At 73.9% G+C, this 14,629-nt stretch carries 12 protein-coding genes; 4 read left to right on the top strand and 8 right to left on the bottom strand.

Going from position 1 to position 14,629, the window contains the following annotated elements; all coding sequences use genetic code 11:
- Window positions 1-20 precede the first annotated feature (20 nt).
- Complete coding sequence (locus tag ACMA1D_RS19170) at window positions 21-467, top strand: hypothetical protein (RefSeq protein WP_414725222.1); 447 nt, start codon at window positions 21-23, stop codon at window positions 465-467.
- Between the two features lie 278 nt (window positions 468-745).
- On the opposite strand, the gene ACMA1D_RS19165 is transcribed toward ACMA1D_RS19170, so the two are convergent.
- Genes ACMA1D_RS19165 through deoC form a run of 3 tightly spaced genes read right to left on the bottom strand, consistent with a single transcriptional unit; the run spans window position 746 to window position 4,109 of the window.
- On the bottom strand, window positions 746-1,630 hold the full coding sequence (locus ACMA1D_RS19165) for an aldehyde dehydrogenase family protein (RefSeq protein WP_414725221.1): 885 nt from the start codon (window positions 1,628-1,630) through the stop codon (window positions 746-748).
- The gene (locus ACMA1D_RS19160; RefSeq protein ID WP_414725220.1) at window positions 1,627-3,105 is read right to left on the bottom strand and encodes an aldehyde dehydrogenase family protein; all 1,479 of its coding nucleotides are present in this window, start codon (window positions 3,103-3,105) and stop codon (window positions 1,627-1,629) included. Before ACMA1D_RS19160 ends, ACMA1D_RS19165 begins: the two co-directional genes overlap by 4 nt.
- 5 nt (window positions 3,106-3,110) lie before the next feature.
- Window positions 3,111-4,109 carry a deoxyribose-phosphate aldolase gene (deoC, locus tag ACMA1D_RS19155; protein WP_414725219.1) on the bottom strand — a complete coding sequence of 333 codons (999 nt, stop codon included), beginning with the start codon at window positions 4,107-4,109 and terminating at the stop codon, window positions 3,111-3,113.
- A gap of 753 nt (window positions 4,110-4,862) precedes the next feature.
- Between deoC and ACMA1D_RS19150 the strand changes: the two genes are divergently transcribed.
- On the top strand, window positions 4,863-5,438 hold the full coding sequence (locus ACMA1D_RS19150) for a PH domain-containing protein (RefSeq protein WP_414725283.1): 576 nt from the start codon (window positions 4,863-4,865) through the stop codon (window positions 5,436-5,438).
- A 145-nt stretch (window positions 5,439-5,583) separates the two neighbouring features.
- On the opposite strand, the gene ACMA1D_RS19145 is transcribed toward ACMA1D_RS19150, so the two are convergent.
- The 3 genes from ACMA1D_RS19145 to ACMA1D_RS19135 form a co-directional block, all read right to left on the bottom strand.
- The gene (locus tag ACMA1D_RS19145) at window positions 5,584-7,416 is read right to left on the bottom strand and encodes a phospho-sugar mutase (protein WP_414725218.1); all 1,833 of its coding nucleotides are present in this window, start codon (window positions 7,414-7,416) and stop codon (window positions 5,584-5,586) included.
- Window positions 7,417-7,531: 115 nt separating this feature from the next.
- Window positions 7,532-8,377 carry a purine-nucleoside phosphorylase gene (locus ACMA1D_RS19140; RefSeq protein ID WP_414725217.1) on the bottom strand — a complete coding sequence of 282 codons (846 nt, stop codon included), beginning with the start codon at window positions 8,375-8,377 and terminating at the stop codon, window positions 7,532-7,534.
- A 138-nt stretch (window positions 8,378-8,515) separates the two neighbouring features.
- Window positions 8,516-8,953, bottom strand: coding sequence for a gamma-glutamylcyclotransferase (locus ACMA1D_RS19135; protein WP_349995985.1), 438 nt, complete (start codon window positions 8,951-8,953; stop codon window positions 8,516-8,518).
- A gap of 322 nt (window positions 8,954-9,275) precedes the next feature.
- On the opposite strand from ACMA1D_RS19135, the gene ACMA1D_RS19130 reads away from it, so the two are divergent.
- Both ACMA1D_RS19130 and ACMA1D_RS19125 read left to right on the top strand, forming a co-directional pair.
- On the top strand, window positions 9,276-10,715 hold the full coding sequence (locus ACMA1D_RS19130; RefSeq protein ID WP_414725216.1) for an NAD(P)H-quinone dehydrogenase: 1,440 nt from the start codon (window positions 9,276-9,278) through the stop codon (window positions 10,713-10,715).
- A gap of 135 nt (window positions 10,716-10,850) precedes the next feature.
- Entirely contained in the window at window positions 10,851-11,828 is a 978-nt protein-coding gene (locus ACMA1D_RS19125) for a DeoR/GlpR family DNA-binding transcription regulator (RefSeq protein ID WP_414725282.1), read from the top strand.
- A 502-nt stretch (window positions 11,829-12,330) separates the two neighbouring features.
- Here the strand turns inward: ACMA1D_RS19125 and ACMA1D_RS19120 are convergent.
- Together ACMA1D_RS19120 and ACMA1D_RS19115 are read right to left on the bottom strand one after the other, a co-directional pair.
- Window positions 12,331-12,927, bottom strand: a complete 597-nt coding sequence (locus ACMA1D_RS19120) for a TetR/AcrR family transcriptional regulator (RefSeq protein ID WP_414725281.1) — start codon at window positions 12,925-12,927, stop codon at window positions 12,331-12,333.
- 566 nt (window positions 12,928-13,493) lie between these two features.
- Window positions 13,494-14,629 (bottom strand): biotin/lipoyl-containing protein (locus tag ACMA1D_RS19115; protein ID WP_414725215.1); only part of this gene is annotated, 1,136 nt, incomplete at its 5' end.

Raw genomic sequence — 14,629 nt, 5'->3', positions numbered from 1 at the left:
TAGGAATCTGGTAGGTGCTCATGGCCTCACGCCCGGGTAACAAGCAGCCCTTCGCCGCGCGTGCGCTGCTGCGCGCGGGGCTGGTGGTGTCGGCGGCCGGTGCGGCCCTGGCGGCGGGCGGCGCGGCCGGCGCGCAGGCGGCGCCGGCGGACGACCTCGTCAACCACGCCCTGACGAACGCGCAGGACCTTGCGGCCGAGACCGAGGCCGGTCGGGGCCCCAGCCCGCAGGAGGCGATGGCGAAGACGCTGCCCGCCGTCGTCGGCGGGGTGGTGGGGCCGGTCAAGCACCTCCAGGTCGACCCGTTCGCGGGCACCGGCGCCGACCCGCTGGCCAACGCCATCGGCACCCAGATCGCCGACTTCCCCGCGGTCAGCACCGCGGACCTGACCGCGCCGCTGACCCGCGGCGACTCGATCGGGGAACTGCCGCTGGCAAGCCAGGTGCTGGGCGCGCTGCCGGGCTGACCCGGCGCCGGCTGAGCCGGCCGTACGCGCGGTCGGTCGTGCGCAAAGCCGGTCGCATGTGCAGTCGGTCGTACGCCGAGCTGGTCGTACGCGCAGGAGGGCGGGGCCGGGGGATGTCCCCGGCCCCGCCCTCGTCCGTACGGTCCGCCGTGTTGCCGTTGCCGTCGTCGTGGCGCGGTGCCGTGCCGGTTGCCAGCGCCTGCGCTCGGGCTAGTCGTCCGGGCGCTTCGGCGGGTCCCCGGGCCGCGCCCGGGCCCGTACGAGAGGTGGTGCGGGAGCTAGCTGCCCATCGGGTGCCAGACGGTCTTGGTCTCCAGGAGGGCCAGCATGCGGCCGGTGCCGGGGTCGGCCGTCCAGTGGGCGCCCTTGGACTTGTCCCCAGGCTGTGGACGGAGCACCCGCTTGAGGTTGTCGGCCGCGGCGCGTTCCAACTCCACCGCGAGCTCCCCCGTGCTGCCCGTCAGGTCGATGGCGTTGACGTCCTGGTGGGCGGCGAGCGGCGGGCCGAGTTCGGCGGCCCGGCCGGAGAGGACGTTGACCACGCCGCCCGGCAGGTCGGAGGTGGCCAGCACCTCGCCCAGGGAGAGCGCGGGCAGCGGCGCCTGCTCGCTGGCGACCACCACCACCGTGTTGCCCGTGGTGATCGCCGGGGCGATCACCGAGACCAACCCGAGGAAGGCCGAGTCGGTCGGTGCCAGCACCGCGACCACGCCGGTCGGTTCGGGCGTGGAGAGGTTGAAGTACGGCCCGGCGACCGGGTTCGCGGCGCCGGCCACCTGGGCCACCTTGTCGGACCAGCCCGCGTACCACACCCAGCGGTCGATCGCGGCGTCCACCTGGGCCGCCGCCTTCTTCGCCGGCAGGCCCTGGGCCGCGGCGACCTCGGCGGCGAACTGCTCGCGGCGGCCCTCCAGCATCTCGGCGATGCGGTAGAGGACCTGGCCGCGGTTGTACGCGGTGGCGCCCGACCAGCGCGGGAACGCCTTGCGGGCCGCGACCACCGCGTCCCTGGCGTCCTTGCGGGAGGAGAGCGGGGCGTTCGCCAGCCATGCGCCCTGTGCGTCGGTCACCTCGTACACCCGCCCGCTCTCGGACCGGGGGAAGGCGCCCCCGACGAACAGCTTGTAGGTCTTGAGCACGCTCAAGCGGTCAACGGTGGTCATGCGCGCTCGCCCTTCGGGCTCGTCGGTGCTGCCTGCTGCGGGCTCGCGGGGGTCAGGTAGGCGGCCAGGCCGTGCCGGCCGCCCTCGCGCCCGTACCCCGACTCCTGGTAGCCGCCGAACGGCGACGTCGGGTCGAACTTGTTGAACGTGTTGGACCAGACGACGCCCGCGCGCAGCTTGCTCGCCATCCACAGGCTGCGGCTGCCCTTCTCGGTCCAGATGCCGGCCGAGAGCCCGTACGGCGTGTTGTTGGCCTTCTCGACCGCCTCGCCGGGGGTGCGGAAGGTCAGTACGGACAGCACCGGGCCGAAGATCTCCTCGCGCGCGATGCGGTGCGCCTGGGTGACGCCGGTGAACAGGGTGGGCGCGAACCAGTAGCCGGCCGTGGGCAGTTCGCACGCCGGGGACCAGCGCTCGGCGCCTTCCGCGTCGCCGGCGTCGGCCAGGGCCGTGATCCGGGCGAGCTGTTCGGCCGAGTTGATGGCGCCGATGTCGGTGTTCTTGTCCAGCGGGTCGCCGACCCGCAGCGTGGCCATCCGGCGCTTGAGCGCGGCCAGCAGCTCGTCCGCGATCGACTCCTGGACCAGCAGCCGCGAGCCGGCGCAGCAGACGTGGCCCTGGTTGAAGAAGATGCCGTTGACCACGCCCTCCACGGCCTGGTCCAGCGGGGCGTCGTCGAAGACGATGTTGGCCGCCTTGCCGCCGAGTTCGAGCGTGAGGCGCTTGTCGGTGCCGGCCACCGCGCGGGCGATGGCCTTGCCGACCTCGGTGGAGCCGGTGAAGGCGACCTTGTCCACGTCCGGGTGGGCGACCAGCGCGGCGCCGGTGGAGCCGTCGCCGGTGAGGATGTTCACCACGCCGCGCGGCAGCCCCGCCTGCCGGCAGATGTCCGCGAAGAACAGCGCGGACAGCGGCGTCGTCTCGGCCGGCTTGAGCACCACCGTGTTGCCGGTGGCCAGCGCCGGGGCGACCTTCCAGGCGAGCATCAGCAGCGGGAAGTTCCACGGGATGACCTGGCCGGCCACGCCGAGCGGGCGGGGCGCCGGGCCGAAGCCCGCGTGGTCGAGCTTGTCGGCCCAGCCCGCGTAGTAGAAGAAGTGCGCGGCGACCTGCGGCAGGTCCGCGTCCCTGGACTCGCGGATGGGCTTGCCGTTGTCCAGCGACTCCAGGACGGCCAGCTCGCGCGAGCGCTCCTGGATGATGCGAGCGATGCGGAACAGGTACTTGGCGCGCTCGCCGCCCGGCAGCGCCGACCAGCTCGCGAACGCCTTGCGGGCCGCCCGTACGGCCTGGTCCACGTCCTCGGCGCTGGCCTGCGCGACCTCGGAGAGCACCTCTTCGGATGCGGGCGAGAGCGTCTTGAAGACGGCGCCGTCCGCGGCCTCGCGGAACTCGCCGTCGATGAAGAGCCCGTAGGACGGCGCGATGTCCACCACCGCGCGGGACTCGGGGGCCGGTGCGTAGTCGAATGCCATCTGTCTCAGTCCACGCTCACGTAGTCGGGGCCGGAGTAACGCCCGGTGGTCAGCTTCTGGCGCTGCATCAGCAGGTCGTTGAGGAGGCTGGAGGCGCCGAAGCGGAACCAGTGGGCGGACAGCCAGTCCTCGCCCAGCGTCTCGTTGACCATCACCAGGTACTTGATCGCGTCCTTGGTGGTGCGGATGCCGCCCGCCGGCTTCACGCCGACCTGCACGCCGGTGCTGGCGTGGAAGTCGCGCACCGCCTCCAGCATCAGCAGGGTGACCGGGGGCGTGGCGTTGACCGCGACCTTGCCGGTCGAGGTCTTGATGAAGTCCGCGCCGGCGAGCATCGCCAGCCAGGAGGCGCGGCGCACGTTGTCGTACGTCTGGAGCTCGCCGGTCTCGAAGATGACCTTGAGGTGGGCGGCGCCGCCGCGCGGGTCGCCGGCCGGCCGTGCGCACGCTTCCTTGACGGCCCGGATCTCCTCGAAGACCGACAGGTAGCGGCCGGAGAGGAAGGCGCCGCGGTCGATCACCATGTCGATCTCGTCCGCGCCGGCGGCGACCGCGTCCCGGGTGTCGGCCAGCTTGACGGGCAGCGCGGCCCGGCCGGCCGGGAAGGCGGTGGCGACCGAGGCCACGCGCACCGTGGAGCCGGCGACGGCCGCGCGGGCGGTGGCGACCATGTCCGGGTAGACGCAGATGGCGGCGACCGGCGGCGCGCCGTCGCCCGGCTGCACCCCCTTGGCGGACAGCGCCCGGACCTTGCCGGGGGTGTCCGCGCCTTCCAGCGTCGTCAGGTCGACCATCGAGATGGCCAGGTCGATGGCGTACGCCTTGGCCGTCGTCTTGATCGAACGGGTGCCGAGGGTCGCGGCGCGGGCGTCGAGGCCGACCGCGTCGACGCCGGGCAGGCCGTGCAGGAAGCGGCGCAGCGCGCCCTCGCTCGCGGTCACGTCCGCCAGCGAGGCCAGTCGCTCGGCGGCCTCGTTGCCGTATGCGGGAACTGTGGTGGGCATGGTCACAAGGCGAGCATATCTACGCGCGTAGCAGCATGTCACCCCCGGGAAGCAGTGCGGTTTTTCGATGCCGTACCGCAACGTCCGGAATGCGGAGCGTCGGGCACAATCGGGCCCATGACGAGTCCGGACCCCTCCTCCTCCCGCGCGCAGTCGCCGGCGCGGCAGCAGCCGCAGCAGCCGTCGCCCGAGCAGAACGGCCGGGGCGACGCGGCCGACCAGGTAGAGCAGGCCGAGCAGGCTGATCGGGCCGAGCAGGCCGCTGACCAGGGTGAGCGGGGCGATTCGGCCGCGCTGGCCGCTGAGACCGGTGAGGCCGTGGGGGCTGCCGAGGCCGATGGGGCGGCTGGGCCCGGTGGGGCTGCCGAGGCCGCTGCGCCTGATGGAGGAGCCGAGGAGGCCGGGGCCGCTGGAACCGGTGGGGCTGCCGAGTCCGCCGGGGCCGCCTCCGACGCCGCCGCGGGCCGGGCCGGCTCCGCCGCTGCCGGCCGGCGCACCGAGCTGACCAAGCGGGCCCGGGCGGGCGCGACGAAGGCTTCGGGGACGGACGGGGCCGCTGGGTCCGCCGAGTCGGCCGGGGCCACCGAGCCCGCCGCGGGCGCGGGCGCTGCGGACGGCGCCGGTACGAAGGCGAACCGTGCCGCGGGCCGGCGGCCGGCGGGCGGCGCCGGAGCCCGGCCCATCGACCCGGCCCGGGACGCCGCCGGCGACGAGGAGCTGTACCAGGACCGCGTCTACCGCTCCACCGGCGCGATGGCCACCGGCGTGCTGCTGTTCGCGCTCGGCGCCTGGCTCGGCGGCGACGCGCTGGTCCGCGGCGAGGGGCGCACCCCGTGGCTGGCGCTGGCCGGGCTGCTCGCCGTGGTGCCCCTGGTGGTGGCGTTCACGGTGCGGCCCGCGGTGTTCGCGGGGGCCGACCGACTCCTGGTGCGCAACCCGTTCCGTACGATCACGCTGCCCTGGGCCTCGGTCGACGGGGCCCGCGCCGGCTACAGCAGCGAGGTGCTGGCCGGCGGGCGCACGTACCAGCTCTGGGCCATCCCGGTGTCGCTGCGCCAGCGCAAGCGCGCCTCACGGCGGCAGTCGCAGGCCGCGGCGGCCGACGAGGCCCCCGCCCGCTTCCAGCAGCGCAGCCGCCGCCCCGAACCTCTTGGCGAGGCCGGCCGCGCCCCGTCCGACCAGGCCATCGACGACATCCGCGAGCTCGCCGAGCGGTACGCGAAGCGGGAGGGCGCCCAGGGCGCGCCGGTGGTGCGCTGGGCGTGGGAGGTGCTGGCGCCGTCTGCGGTGGGAGTGGTGCTACTCACCGTGCTGGCCAGCACTGGTTGAGCGCTAGCGCTGGCCGGCACTGGTTGAGTACGAGCGCTGGCCGGCACTGGTCGAGTGCTAGCGCCCAGGGCCGAGCGGGGGCTGGTGCGTGCCGTACGTCCGGTACGCGCCAGCCCCCGCCGTCGTGTCACGGGCCGTTCGGCGCTCAGATGCCGGCTGCGTCCGCCAGGTCGTGCTTGACGGCGGTGAGCACGTCGGCCGCCCTGGTGCGGGCCGCCGGCAGCGCGTCGGGCGCCTCGACTGGCAGCACGACCTCCAGGTAGCACTTGAGCTTGGGCTCGGTGCCGCTGGGGCGCACGATGACGCGGGCCGACCGGACGCCGGAGGTGGCGTCGCCCGCCAGGTGGTAGCGCAGCCCGTCGGTGGGCGGCAGCGCGTCGGAGCCGAGCGACAGGTCCTGGGCCGAGGTCACCGGCAGACCGGCCAGCGCGGTGGGCGGCTGGGCGCGCAGCCGCTGCATGGCCGCCGCGATCACCGACAGGTCGTCGACCCGTACCGAGAGCTGGTCGGTCGCGTGCAGCCCGTGCGCCACCGCGAGTTCGCCCAGGAGCGCGGGCAGCGAGCTGCCGTCGGCCTTCAGCCCGGCCGCGAGTTCCGCGATGAGCAGTGCGGCGGTGATGCCGTCCTTGTCGCGCACGCCGGCCGGGTCCGTGCAGTAGCCGAGGGCCTCCTCGTACGCGTAGCGCAGGCCGTCCACCCGGGCCAGCCACTTGAAGCCGGTCAGCGTCTCCGCGTACGGGACGCCCGCGGTGGCCGCGATCTGGGACAGCAGCGAGGAGGAGACGATGGTGGTGGCGAACGTGCCGGCGCTGCCCTGGCCGACCCGGCCGGAGCGCACCAGGTGCGCCGCGAGCAGCGCGCCGACCTCGTCGCCGCGCAGCATCCGCCAGCCGGCCGGCGCCGCCGGGTCGGGCACGGCCACGGCACAGCGGTCGGCGTCCGGGTCGTTGGCGAGGACGATGTCCGGGCTGGTCGGGGCGTTGGCCGGGGCGCCGGGGGCGGCGGTGCCCGTCGTGGCGGCTGCCGCGGCGCGGGCGGTGGCGAACGCCAGGTCCATCGCGCCCGGTTCCTCCGGGTTGGGGAAGGCGACCGTGGGGAAGTCCGGGTCGGGCTCGGCCTGCTCGGTGACGACGAGCGGGGCCGGGAAGCCGGCGCGGGCGAAGGCGGCACTGACCGTGGCCAGGCCGACGCCGTGCAGCGGCGTGTAGACCACCTGCACCGCGCGGGCCGAGTCGGGCGCGAGGACGCCGGTGGCGCGCTCCAGGTACGCGTCGATGACCTCTTCGCCGGCGATCTCCCAACCGGACTCCGGCCGCGGCACCTCGCGCACGCCGGCCACCGCGGCGATCTCGGCGGCGATCTCGGCGTCCGCCGGCGGCACGATCTGGGCGCCGCCGCGCGATGCGGTGCCGGCGACGCCGTCGCCCAGGTACACCTTGTAGCCGTTGTCGCGCGGCGGGTTGTGGCTCGCGGTGACCTCGACGCCGGCGATCGCGCCCAGGTGCCGTATGGCGAAGGCCAGCACCGGGGTCGGTAGCGGGCGCGGCAGCAGCACCGCGCGCAGTCCGGCGCCGGTCATGACGGCCGCGGTGTCGCGGGCGAAGTCGGCGCTGCGGTGCCGGGCGTCGTAGCCGATGACCACCAGGCCGGGCCGCTGCCCGGCGCCGGCCGGCTGGTGCCGTCGGGTGAGGTAGCTGGCGAGGCCGGCGGCGGTCTTGATGACCACCGCGCGGTTCATCCGCATGGGGCCCGCGCCCAGTTCGGCGCGGAGCCCCGCGGTGCCGAACTGGAGGGTGCCGGCGAAGCGCGCGGCCAGCTCGTCGAGGGCCGCAGCTCCCTTGTCGGTGCTGGGGTCGGCCGCCGCGGTGTCGACGAGCGCTGCGAGCTCCGCACGCGTCTGCGGGTCGGGGTCGTCCGCGAGCCAGGCCCTGGCCCGGGCGATCAGTTCCTGCTGCGCGTCCTGCTGGTCCTGCTGCACGGTGGTTCTGCCTCTCGCGTGGGGGTCGCGTACTGCGCGGTGCCGACGCCGGCGCCGACGGGCGGCTCCGGCGCCGTGGGGACCGGGGCCGGGCGGGCCCGGCCCGGGGCACCGATCAGAGCTTGCCCAACACCTGGCTCAACAGGCTGCCCATCCGGGCCGCCGAGTCGCGGCCGGCCTGGAGGACCTCTTCGTGGTTGAGGGGTTCACCGGTCATGCCGGCGGCCAGGTTGGTCACCAGCGAGATGCCGAGCACCTCGGCACCGGCCTCGCGGGCGGCGATCGCCTCCAGCGTGGTGGACATGCCGACCAGGTCGGCGCCCATGGTGCGGATCATCGCGATCTCGGCGGGCGTCTCGTAGTGCGGCCCGGGGAACTGGGCGTACACGCCCTCCTCCAGGCTCGCGTCCACCTGCTGGCACAGCGCGCGCAGCCGCGGCGAGTACAGATCGGTGAGGTCCACGAAGTTGGGGCCCACGATCGGCGAGGTGGCCGTGAGGTTGATGTGGTCGCTGATGAGCACCGGCTGCCCCACCCGCATCCCCACCCGCAGCCCGCCGCAGCCGTTGGTGAGCACCACGGTCTTGCAGCCGGCGGCGACGGCAGTGCGCACCCCGTGCGCCACGGCCGCCACGTCGCGGTTCTCGTAGTAGTGCGTACGCCCGAGGAAGACCAGCGCGCGCTTGCTGCCGATGCGGTACGAGCGCACGGTGCCCGCATGTCCTGCGACCGCCGGGGCGGGGAAGCCGGGCAGCTCGGTGACCGGGAACTCACACTCCGGGGTGCCGAGCGCGTCGGTGGCGGGCACCCAGCCGGAGCCCATCACGAGCGCCACGTCGTGGGTCTCGGCGCCGGTGAGCTCGCGCAGCCGGGCGGCGGCGCCGTCGGCGGCGTCGTAGGGGCTTCGGCCGCCGGCGTGGAGCGGGCCGCCCTGGATGTCCGAAGAAGCAGATGCGTTCACGCGGACGAGGGTAACCGGTAATCCCCTACGCGCGTAGATGCGTTTGCGACGATGTGTGGGCCCATGGCGCATTGCGGTCCTTACAAGCGCCCGTGCTGGTGTGGTGTCCAGGGCCTCAGCGGCGTCGTGTCCGGGGCCTCAGCAGGGCCGCTTGCGCAGTTCCATCACGTAGTCGTGCGGGGCGCCGGCGGACTCGGCGGCGTCGGCCACCTCACCGAGGTAGCGGGCCGACGGCAGCCCGCCCTCGTATCCGTTGAGCACGTACAGCCACGCGGTCACGTCGCCGTCCAGGGTGTGCACCCGCATCCGCGTGCGCCGGTAGATGCCGAGCCCCACGCCCTCCCAGCCGTCCATCCCGGCCTCGTCCATCGGGGCGATGTCGTACAGCGCGACGAAGACCTGCGAGCCGGGCGCCTCGGCCAGCGTGGCCAGCGCGCCCTCCCACCCCATCTGCTCGCCGCCGAAGGTCAGCCGCCAGCCGGAGAGCCAGCCGGTGCCGCGCAGCGGCGAGTGCGGGGCGCGGCGGGACATCAGCCGCGCGTCGAGGTTGCCGGCGTACGCGGCGTAGAGCGACATGGCTCCGAGGGTACGGGAGTGCAGCGTGCGGCCGTCTGGGGCGAGCGGGCGCCGGGCGACGGCCCGCGGGGGCGGGGCGGTGCGGCGGGGGCGGGGCGGTGCGGCGGGGGCGGCGCAGGGTGGTGCGGCGGGGGCGGCGCCGTGCGCGGGGCCGTGCGGAGGGACCCAAGAGGCGGCGGTTTTGATGGGTGCGGGACAATGGGGCACGTACTGCATCCCCCTGGGGGCGACCCCCGGACCGGCCGGCGGTGGCAACCGGCCGCCTCCGCGGCGCGGTCGGGCATCCCGGGCCGACCGAGACGAATACGCGAGGCGAACTTCAGTGACCCGAATCGTGATCATTGGCGGCGGACCTGGCGGCTACGAGGCGGCGCTGGTCGCAGCGCAGCTCGGCGCGGAAGTGACCGTCGTGGACTGTGACGGCCTCGGCGGCGCCTCGGTGCTGACCGACTGCGTACCGTCGAAGACCCTGATCGCGACGGCGGAGGTGATGACGACCTTCGACTCCTCGTACGAGGAGCTGGGGATCATCGTCGCCGACGACACGCCGCCCCTGGAGCAGGCGGCCCGCGTGGTCGGCGTGGACCTCGGCAAGGTCAACCGCAGGGTGAAGCGGCTCGCGCTGGCCCAGTCGCACGACATCACCGCCTCCGTCACCCGTGCGGGTGCCCGGGTGATGCGCGGCCGAGGACGCATCGAGCCGGCCCAGTCGCCGGACGGCTCGCGCACCGTCACCGTGCAGGCGGCCGACGGTACGGAGGAGACGCTGGCGGCGGACGCGGTGCTGATCGCCACCGGCGCCCACCCCCGGGAGATCCCGGACGCGCTGCCGGACGGCGAACGCATCCTGAACTGGACCCAGGTCTACGACCTCGACGAGCTGCCGGCCGAGCTGATCGTGGTCGGCTCGGGCGTCACCGGCGCCGAGTTCGCCGGCGCGTACCAGGCGCTGGGCTCCAAGGTCACCCTCGTCTCCTCGCGGGACCGGGTGCTGCCGGGCGAGGACCCGGACGCGGCGGCCGTACTGGAAGACGTCTTCCGCCGCCGTGGCATGCATGTGATGGCTCGCTCGCGTGCCCAGTCCGCCAAGCGGGTCGGCGACCGGGTGGAGGTCACGCTCGCCGACGGCCGCGTCATCTCCGGCACGCACTGCCTGATGGCGGTCGGCTCGATCCCCAACACCGCCCGGATGGGTCTGGAGGAGGCCGGGGTCAGGCTCCAGGAGTCCGGGCACATCTGGACCGACAAGGTCTCCCGGACCAGCGCGCCCGGCGTGTACGCGGCCGGTGACTGCACCGGCGTCTTCGCGCTGGCCTCGGTCGCCGCCATGCAGGGGCGCATCGCGATGTACCACTTCCTCGGCGACGCGGTGGCCCCGCTGAACCTGAAGGCGGTCTCCGCGAACGTCTTCACCGACCCGGAGATCGCCACCGTCGGCTACACCCAGGCCGACGTGGACAGCGGCAAGATCGACGCCCGGGTGGTGAAGCTGCCGCTGCTGCGGAACGCGCGGGCGAAGATGCAGGGCATCAGGGACGGCTTCGTGAAGCTCTTCTGCCGGCCGGGCACCGGCATCGTGGTCGGCGGCGTGGTCGTCGCCCCGCGCGCCAGCGAGCTGATCCACCCGATCTCGGTCGCCGTGGACAACAATCTGACCGTCGCACAGATCGCGAACACCTTCACGGTCTACCCGTCGCTCTCGGGTTCGATCGCCGAGGTCGCCCGGCAGCTCCAGACCCGCAAGACCCAAAACGAGCTCTAACGCGCTCCTATATCACTTGCGACACCCCTCAGCGAACAACTTCTGCTAATTGGCGCAACCGGCTGAAAGCAGACGGTCGTTGGCGTTACTGTCAGTTTCGTGTTCGCTGCAGAACGTCGCCAATTGATCCTTGAAATGGTGCGCGCGAACGGAGCCGTCTCGCTCCGTGAGCTCGCCCGTGTCGTCCAGACCTCCGAAGTGACCGTACGGCGGGACGTGCGGGCGCTGGAGGCGGAAGGACTGCTCGACCGCCGGCACGGCGGTGCGGTATTGCCGGGTGGTTTCACCAGGGAGTCCGGCTTTCCGCAAAAGTCCCATCTAGCAACCGCGGAGAAGACGGCCATCGCCGACGTCGCCGCCGGTCTCGTCGAAGAGGGCGAGGCCGTGGTGGTCGGCGCGGGGACGACGACGCAGGAGCTGGCCCGCCGGCTCGCCCGCGTCCCCGGTCTGACCGTGGTCACCAACTCCCTGCTCGTCGCCCAGGCCCTGGCCCATGCCAACCGGGTCGAGGTCGTGATGACCGGCGGCACCCTCCGCGGGTCCAACTACGCCCTGGTGGGCAGCGGTGCCGAGCAGTCCCTCCAGGGCCTGCGCGTCTCCCGCGCCTTCCTGTCGGGCAGCGGGCTCACCGCCGAGCGCGGCCTGTCCACGTCCAACATGCTCTCCGCGAGCGTGGATCGGGCGTTGGTGCAGGCGGCGGCCGAGGTGGTGGTGCTCGCCGACCACTCGAAGCTGGGTACGGACACGATGTTCCAGACCGTGCCCACGGACGTCATCACCCGGCTGGTGACGGACGAGCCGCCGAGCCGTGAGGACCGCTCCGCCATCGAGCTCCAGGCCCTCGCCGATCAGGGCGTGCAGATCACGGTCGCCGGGGTGGGCCAACAGGCGCCCGCGCCGGGGCAGGGCGCGGCGGCTGCCGGCCCGGGGCCGGGCCGACCCGAGGGCCCGGGCCCCGCGGGACGGCCGCCCCGACGCGACATGCCGTTGCCGGGGCCGCGCCGTACGCATCCGCCCACCGCCCCCGGCGGCCCGGGCCTGCGCGGCCCGGTCTCCCTGTCCGACCAGCAGATCGGCGGCCGGGTCGCCGACCTGGCACCGCGCCGACGCTGACCCCTGCCCCGGGCGACCGCCCGGGGCGGGCCACCGACCCGTGGGCGACACGACGCCCACGGGACGGCACCATGCCCGAACCGCCGCTCTGACCGGGCGTGATGCGGCTGGTCCTGGCCTTACCGCTGGTCTCTCCTCCGTAAGGGTTCTGACGGGAGTTCGGGTGAGCGCCGTGGGCGAGCGGGGCGGGTTTCGGTGCCTGGGGCGTCGCCTGAGCGGGTGGTTCGTGATGCCGGTACGCGCCGGGGAGCGGGTGCCCGCAGGCGCCGAAGTGCCTCTGCCGGGCGGGCGGTCGAGCGGAACGGCGTACGGGAGCCGTGTCGCGGGAGCGCTGGGCGGCGCCGGGGCCGGGTGGGAGCAGTGGGGTGGCCGGCGGCGCTGGAAGTGCCGTGGGGGCGTGCGGATGCCTGGGGGCGCCCAGTGCGGTGGCCGGGCGCCAGGGAGCGCACGGCGTGGCCGGCCGCGGGCAGCCCGACGGGGCGCCCGCGGCCGGGTGCTCCGGTTACGCCGGGGCCGTCGGGCCGGCCGGCCGCGTGGTGCCGGGGTCGGCGGGGTGCGCCCTGATGCCGCGCAGCGTGAGGGTGAGCAGCCGGTCCGCCAACTCGGGGTCGTCGGGGGACTGTTCGACGGCCAGCGCGATGGCGTTGGTGAGTTGCATCAGGTCGCCGATGTCGACCCCGGCCCGTACGACCCCGGCCCGCTGCGCCCGGTCGAGCAGTTGGCTGCCGGCCGCGAGCATCGGCATGCTGCACCGGGAGAGCGCCGAGCCGTCGTCGCTCTGGGCGGCCATCAGCGCCCGGGACAGGCCGCGGTAGGTGCTGGCGTGGGTGACGATCGCGCGCAGCCACTCCAGCAGGGCCGTGCACGGCTGGGGCGCGGCGAGCAGTTCGCGGGAGCGGGCCAGCAGCGCTTCGACCTCGTCCTTGAAGACCGCGCTCATCAGGGCCGTGCGGTGCGGGAAGTGGCGGTAGAGGGTGCCGATGCCCACCCCCGCCCGCCGTGCGATCTCCTCAAGCGAGGCGTCGGTGCCGCGCTCGGTGAACGCCGTCCGCGCCTCGGCCAGCAGCCGTTCGTAGTTGCGGCGCGCGTCAGCACGCATCGGCCGCCCCTCGGCGACCCCCGCCGTACCGCTCGCCATCATGGTCCTCCCACCCGTGGCCACCGTGCGCGCCGTGCCCGGCGGCACCGGTGTCGTCCGTACGTCGTCGTACTGCCCGCCATGGCGCCGGGCCGGCGCCGCACCGGTGCGGTCGGCGCGCGGACGTGCTGCCGCGTCGTCGTACGGACCGGTGTCGACGGTGTGCGTGGGTCCGCGCACCAATGGGCGCGGACCCACCACCAGCATCGCATTCGCGAGCGCGTCGGCCGGACGTTGCCGGATGTTTGCGGGGTCGGGGGGCCACCGGTTCGGGTGGTCGAACGCCGTGACGGGGGTGGCTGACGGGGCGGGTGCGTACGCGGTGCCGGTGTGGCGCGGGGGAGGCGTGGCGTTGGTGTGGCCGATGGGGGGAGAGCACGGGGGAAGGGGCAAAGGGGCGGGCCCCGGCCGTCGTTCGGCCGGGGCCCGCCCCTTTGCGTGCTGGGAGGATCTCCCCCGTGGGCGCGCTCGGGCGCGCGCCCCAGTGGTGTTCCGGTGCTGCCCAGCGGTGCTGGGGAGGACCTGCGTCAGTCCTTGATCTCGCAGATGACGGCGCCGGACGAGACGGAGGCGCCCACCTCGGCCGCGAGGTCCTTGACGGTGCCGGCGCGGTGCGCGTTGAGCGGCTGTTCCATCTTCATCGCCTCAAGGACGACGACCAGTTCGCCTTCCTCGACGACCTGGCCCTCCTCGACGGCGACCTTGACGATGGTGCCCTGCATCGGCGAGGCCAGCGCGTCGCCCGACGCGGCGGAGCCGGACTTCTTGGACGCCTTGCGCTTGGGCTTCTTGGCCTGGCCGCCGGCCGCGGGGGCGGCGGCGAAGCCGAGCGTCGCCGGGAGGGAGACTTCGAGGCGCTTGCCGCCGACCTCGACGACCACGGTCTCCCGCGCCCCGCCCTCGCCGTCCTCGTCCGCCACCTCACCCGCGGTGAACGGCGGAATCTCATTCACGAACTCGGTCTCGATCCACCGCGTGTGCACCGCAAACGGACCAGCCTGACCATGCCGCTCCGGAGCGAACGCCGCATCCTGCACCACCGCACGATGGAACGGAATCGCCGTCGCCATCCCCTCCACCTCAAACTCACCCAACGCCCGCGCAGCCCGCTCCAACGCCTGCTGCCGCGTCGCACCCGTCACGACCAACTTCGCCAACAACGAGTCCCACGCCGGACCGATCACCGACCCCGACTCAACGCCCGCATCCAACCGCACCCCAGGCCCCGACGGCCCAGCAAACCGCGTCACCGTCCCCGGCGCCGGCAAGAACCCACGCCCCGGATCCTCACCATTGATCCGAAACTCCAACGAATGCCCACGCACCGCCGGATCCTCGTAACCCAGCTCCTCACCATCGGCGATACGGAACATCTCCCGGACCAGGTCGATGCCGGTGACCTCCTCGGTCACCGGGTGCTCCACCTGAAGCCGGGTGTTCACCTCAAGGAAGGAAATCGTGCCGTCCTGACCCACCAGGAACTCACACGTCCCCGCCCCCACATACCCCGCCTCACGCAAAATCGCCTTCGAAGCACGGTAGAGCTCCGCGTTCTGCGCCTCCGTCAAAAACGGCGCCGGAGCCTCCTCCACGAGCTTCTGATGCCGCCGCTGGAGCGAGCAGTCACGCGTGGAAACCACCACCACGTTCCCGTGCTGATCCG

This window comes from Streptomyces sp. 796.1, from assembly GCF_047525675.1.
Taxonomy (GTDB): domain Bacteria; phylum Actinomycetota; class Actinomycetes; order Streptomycetales; family Streptomycetaceae; genus Streptomyces.
The sequence above is the reverse complement of the archived record's forward strand: the minus strand, read 5'-3'. Positions and strand labels throughout refer to the sequence as shown.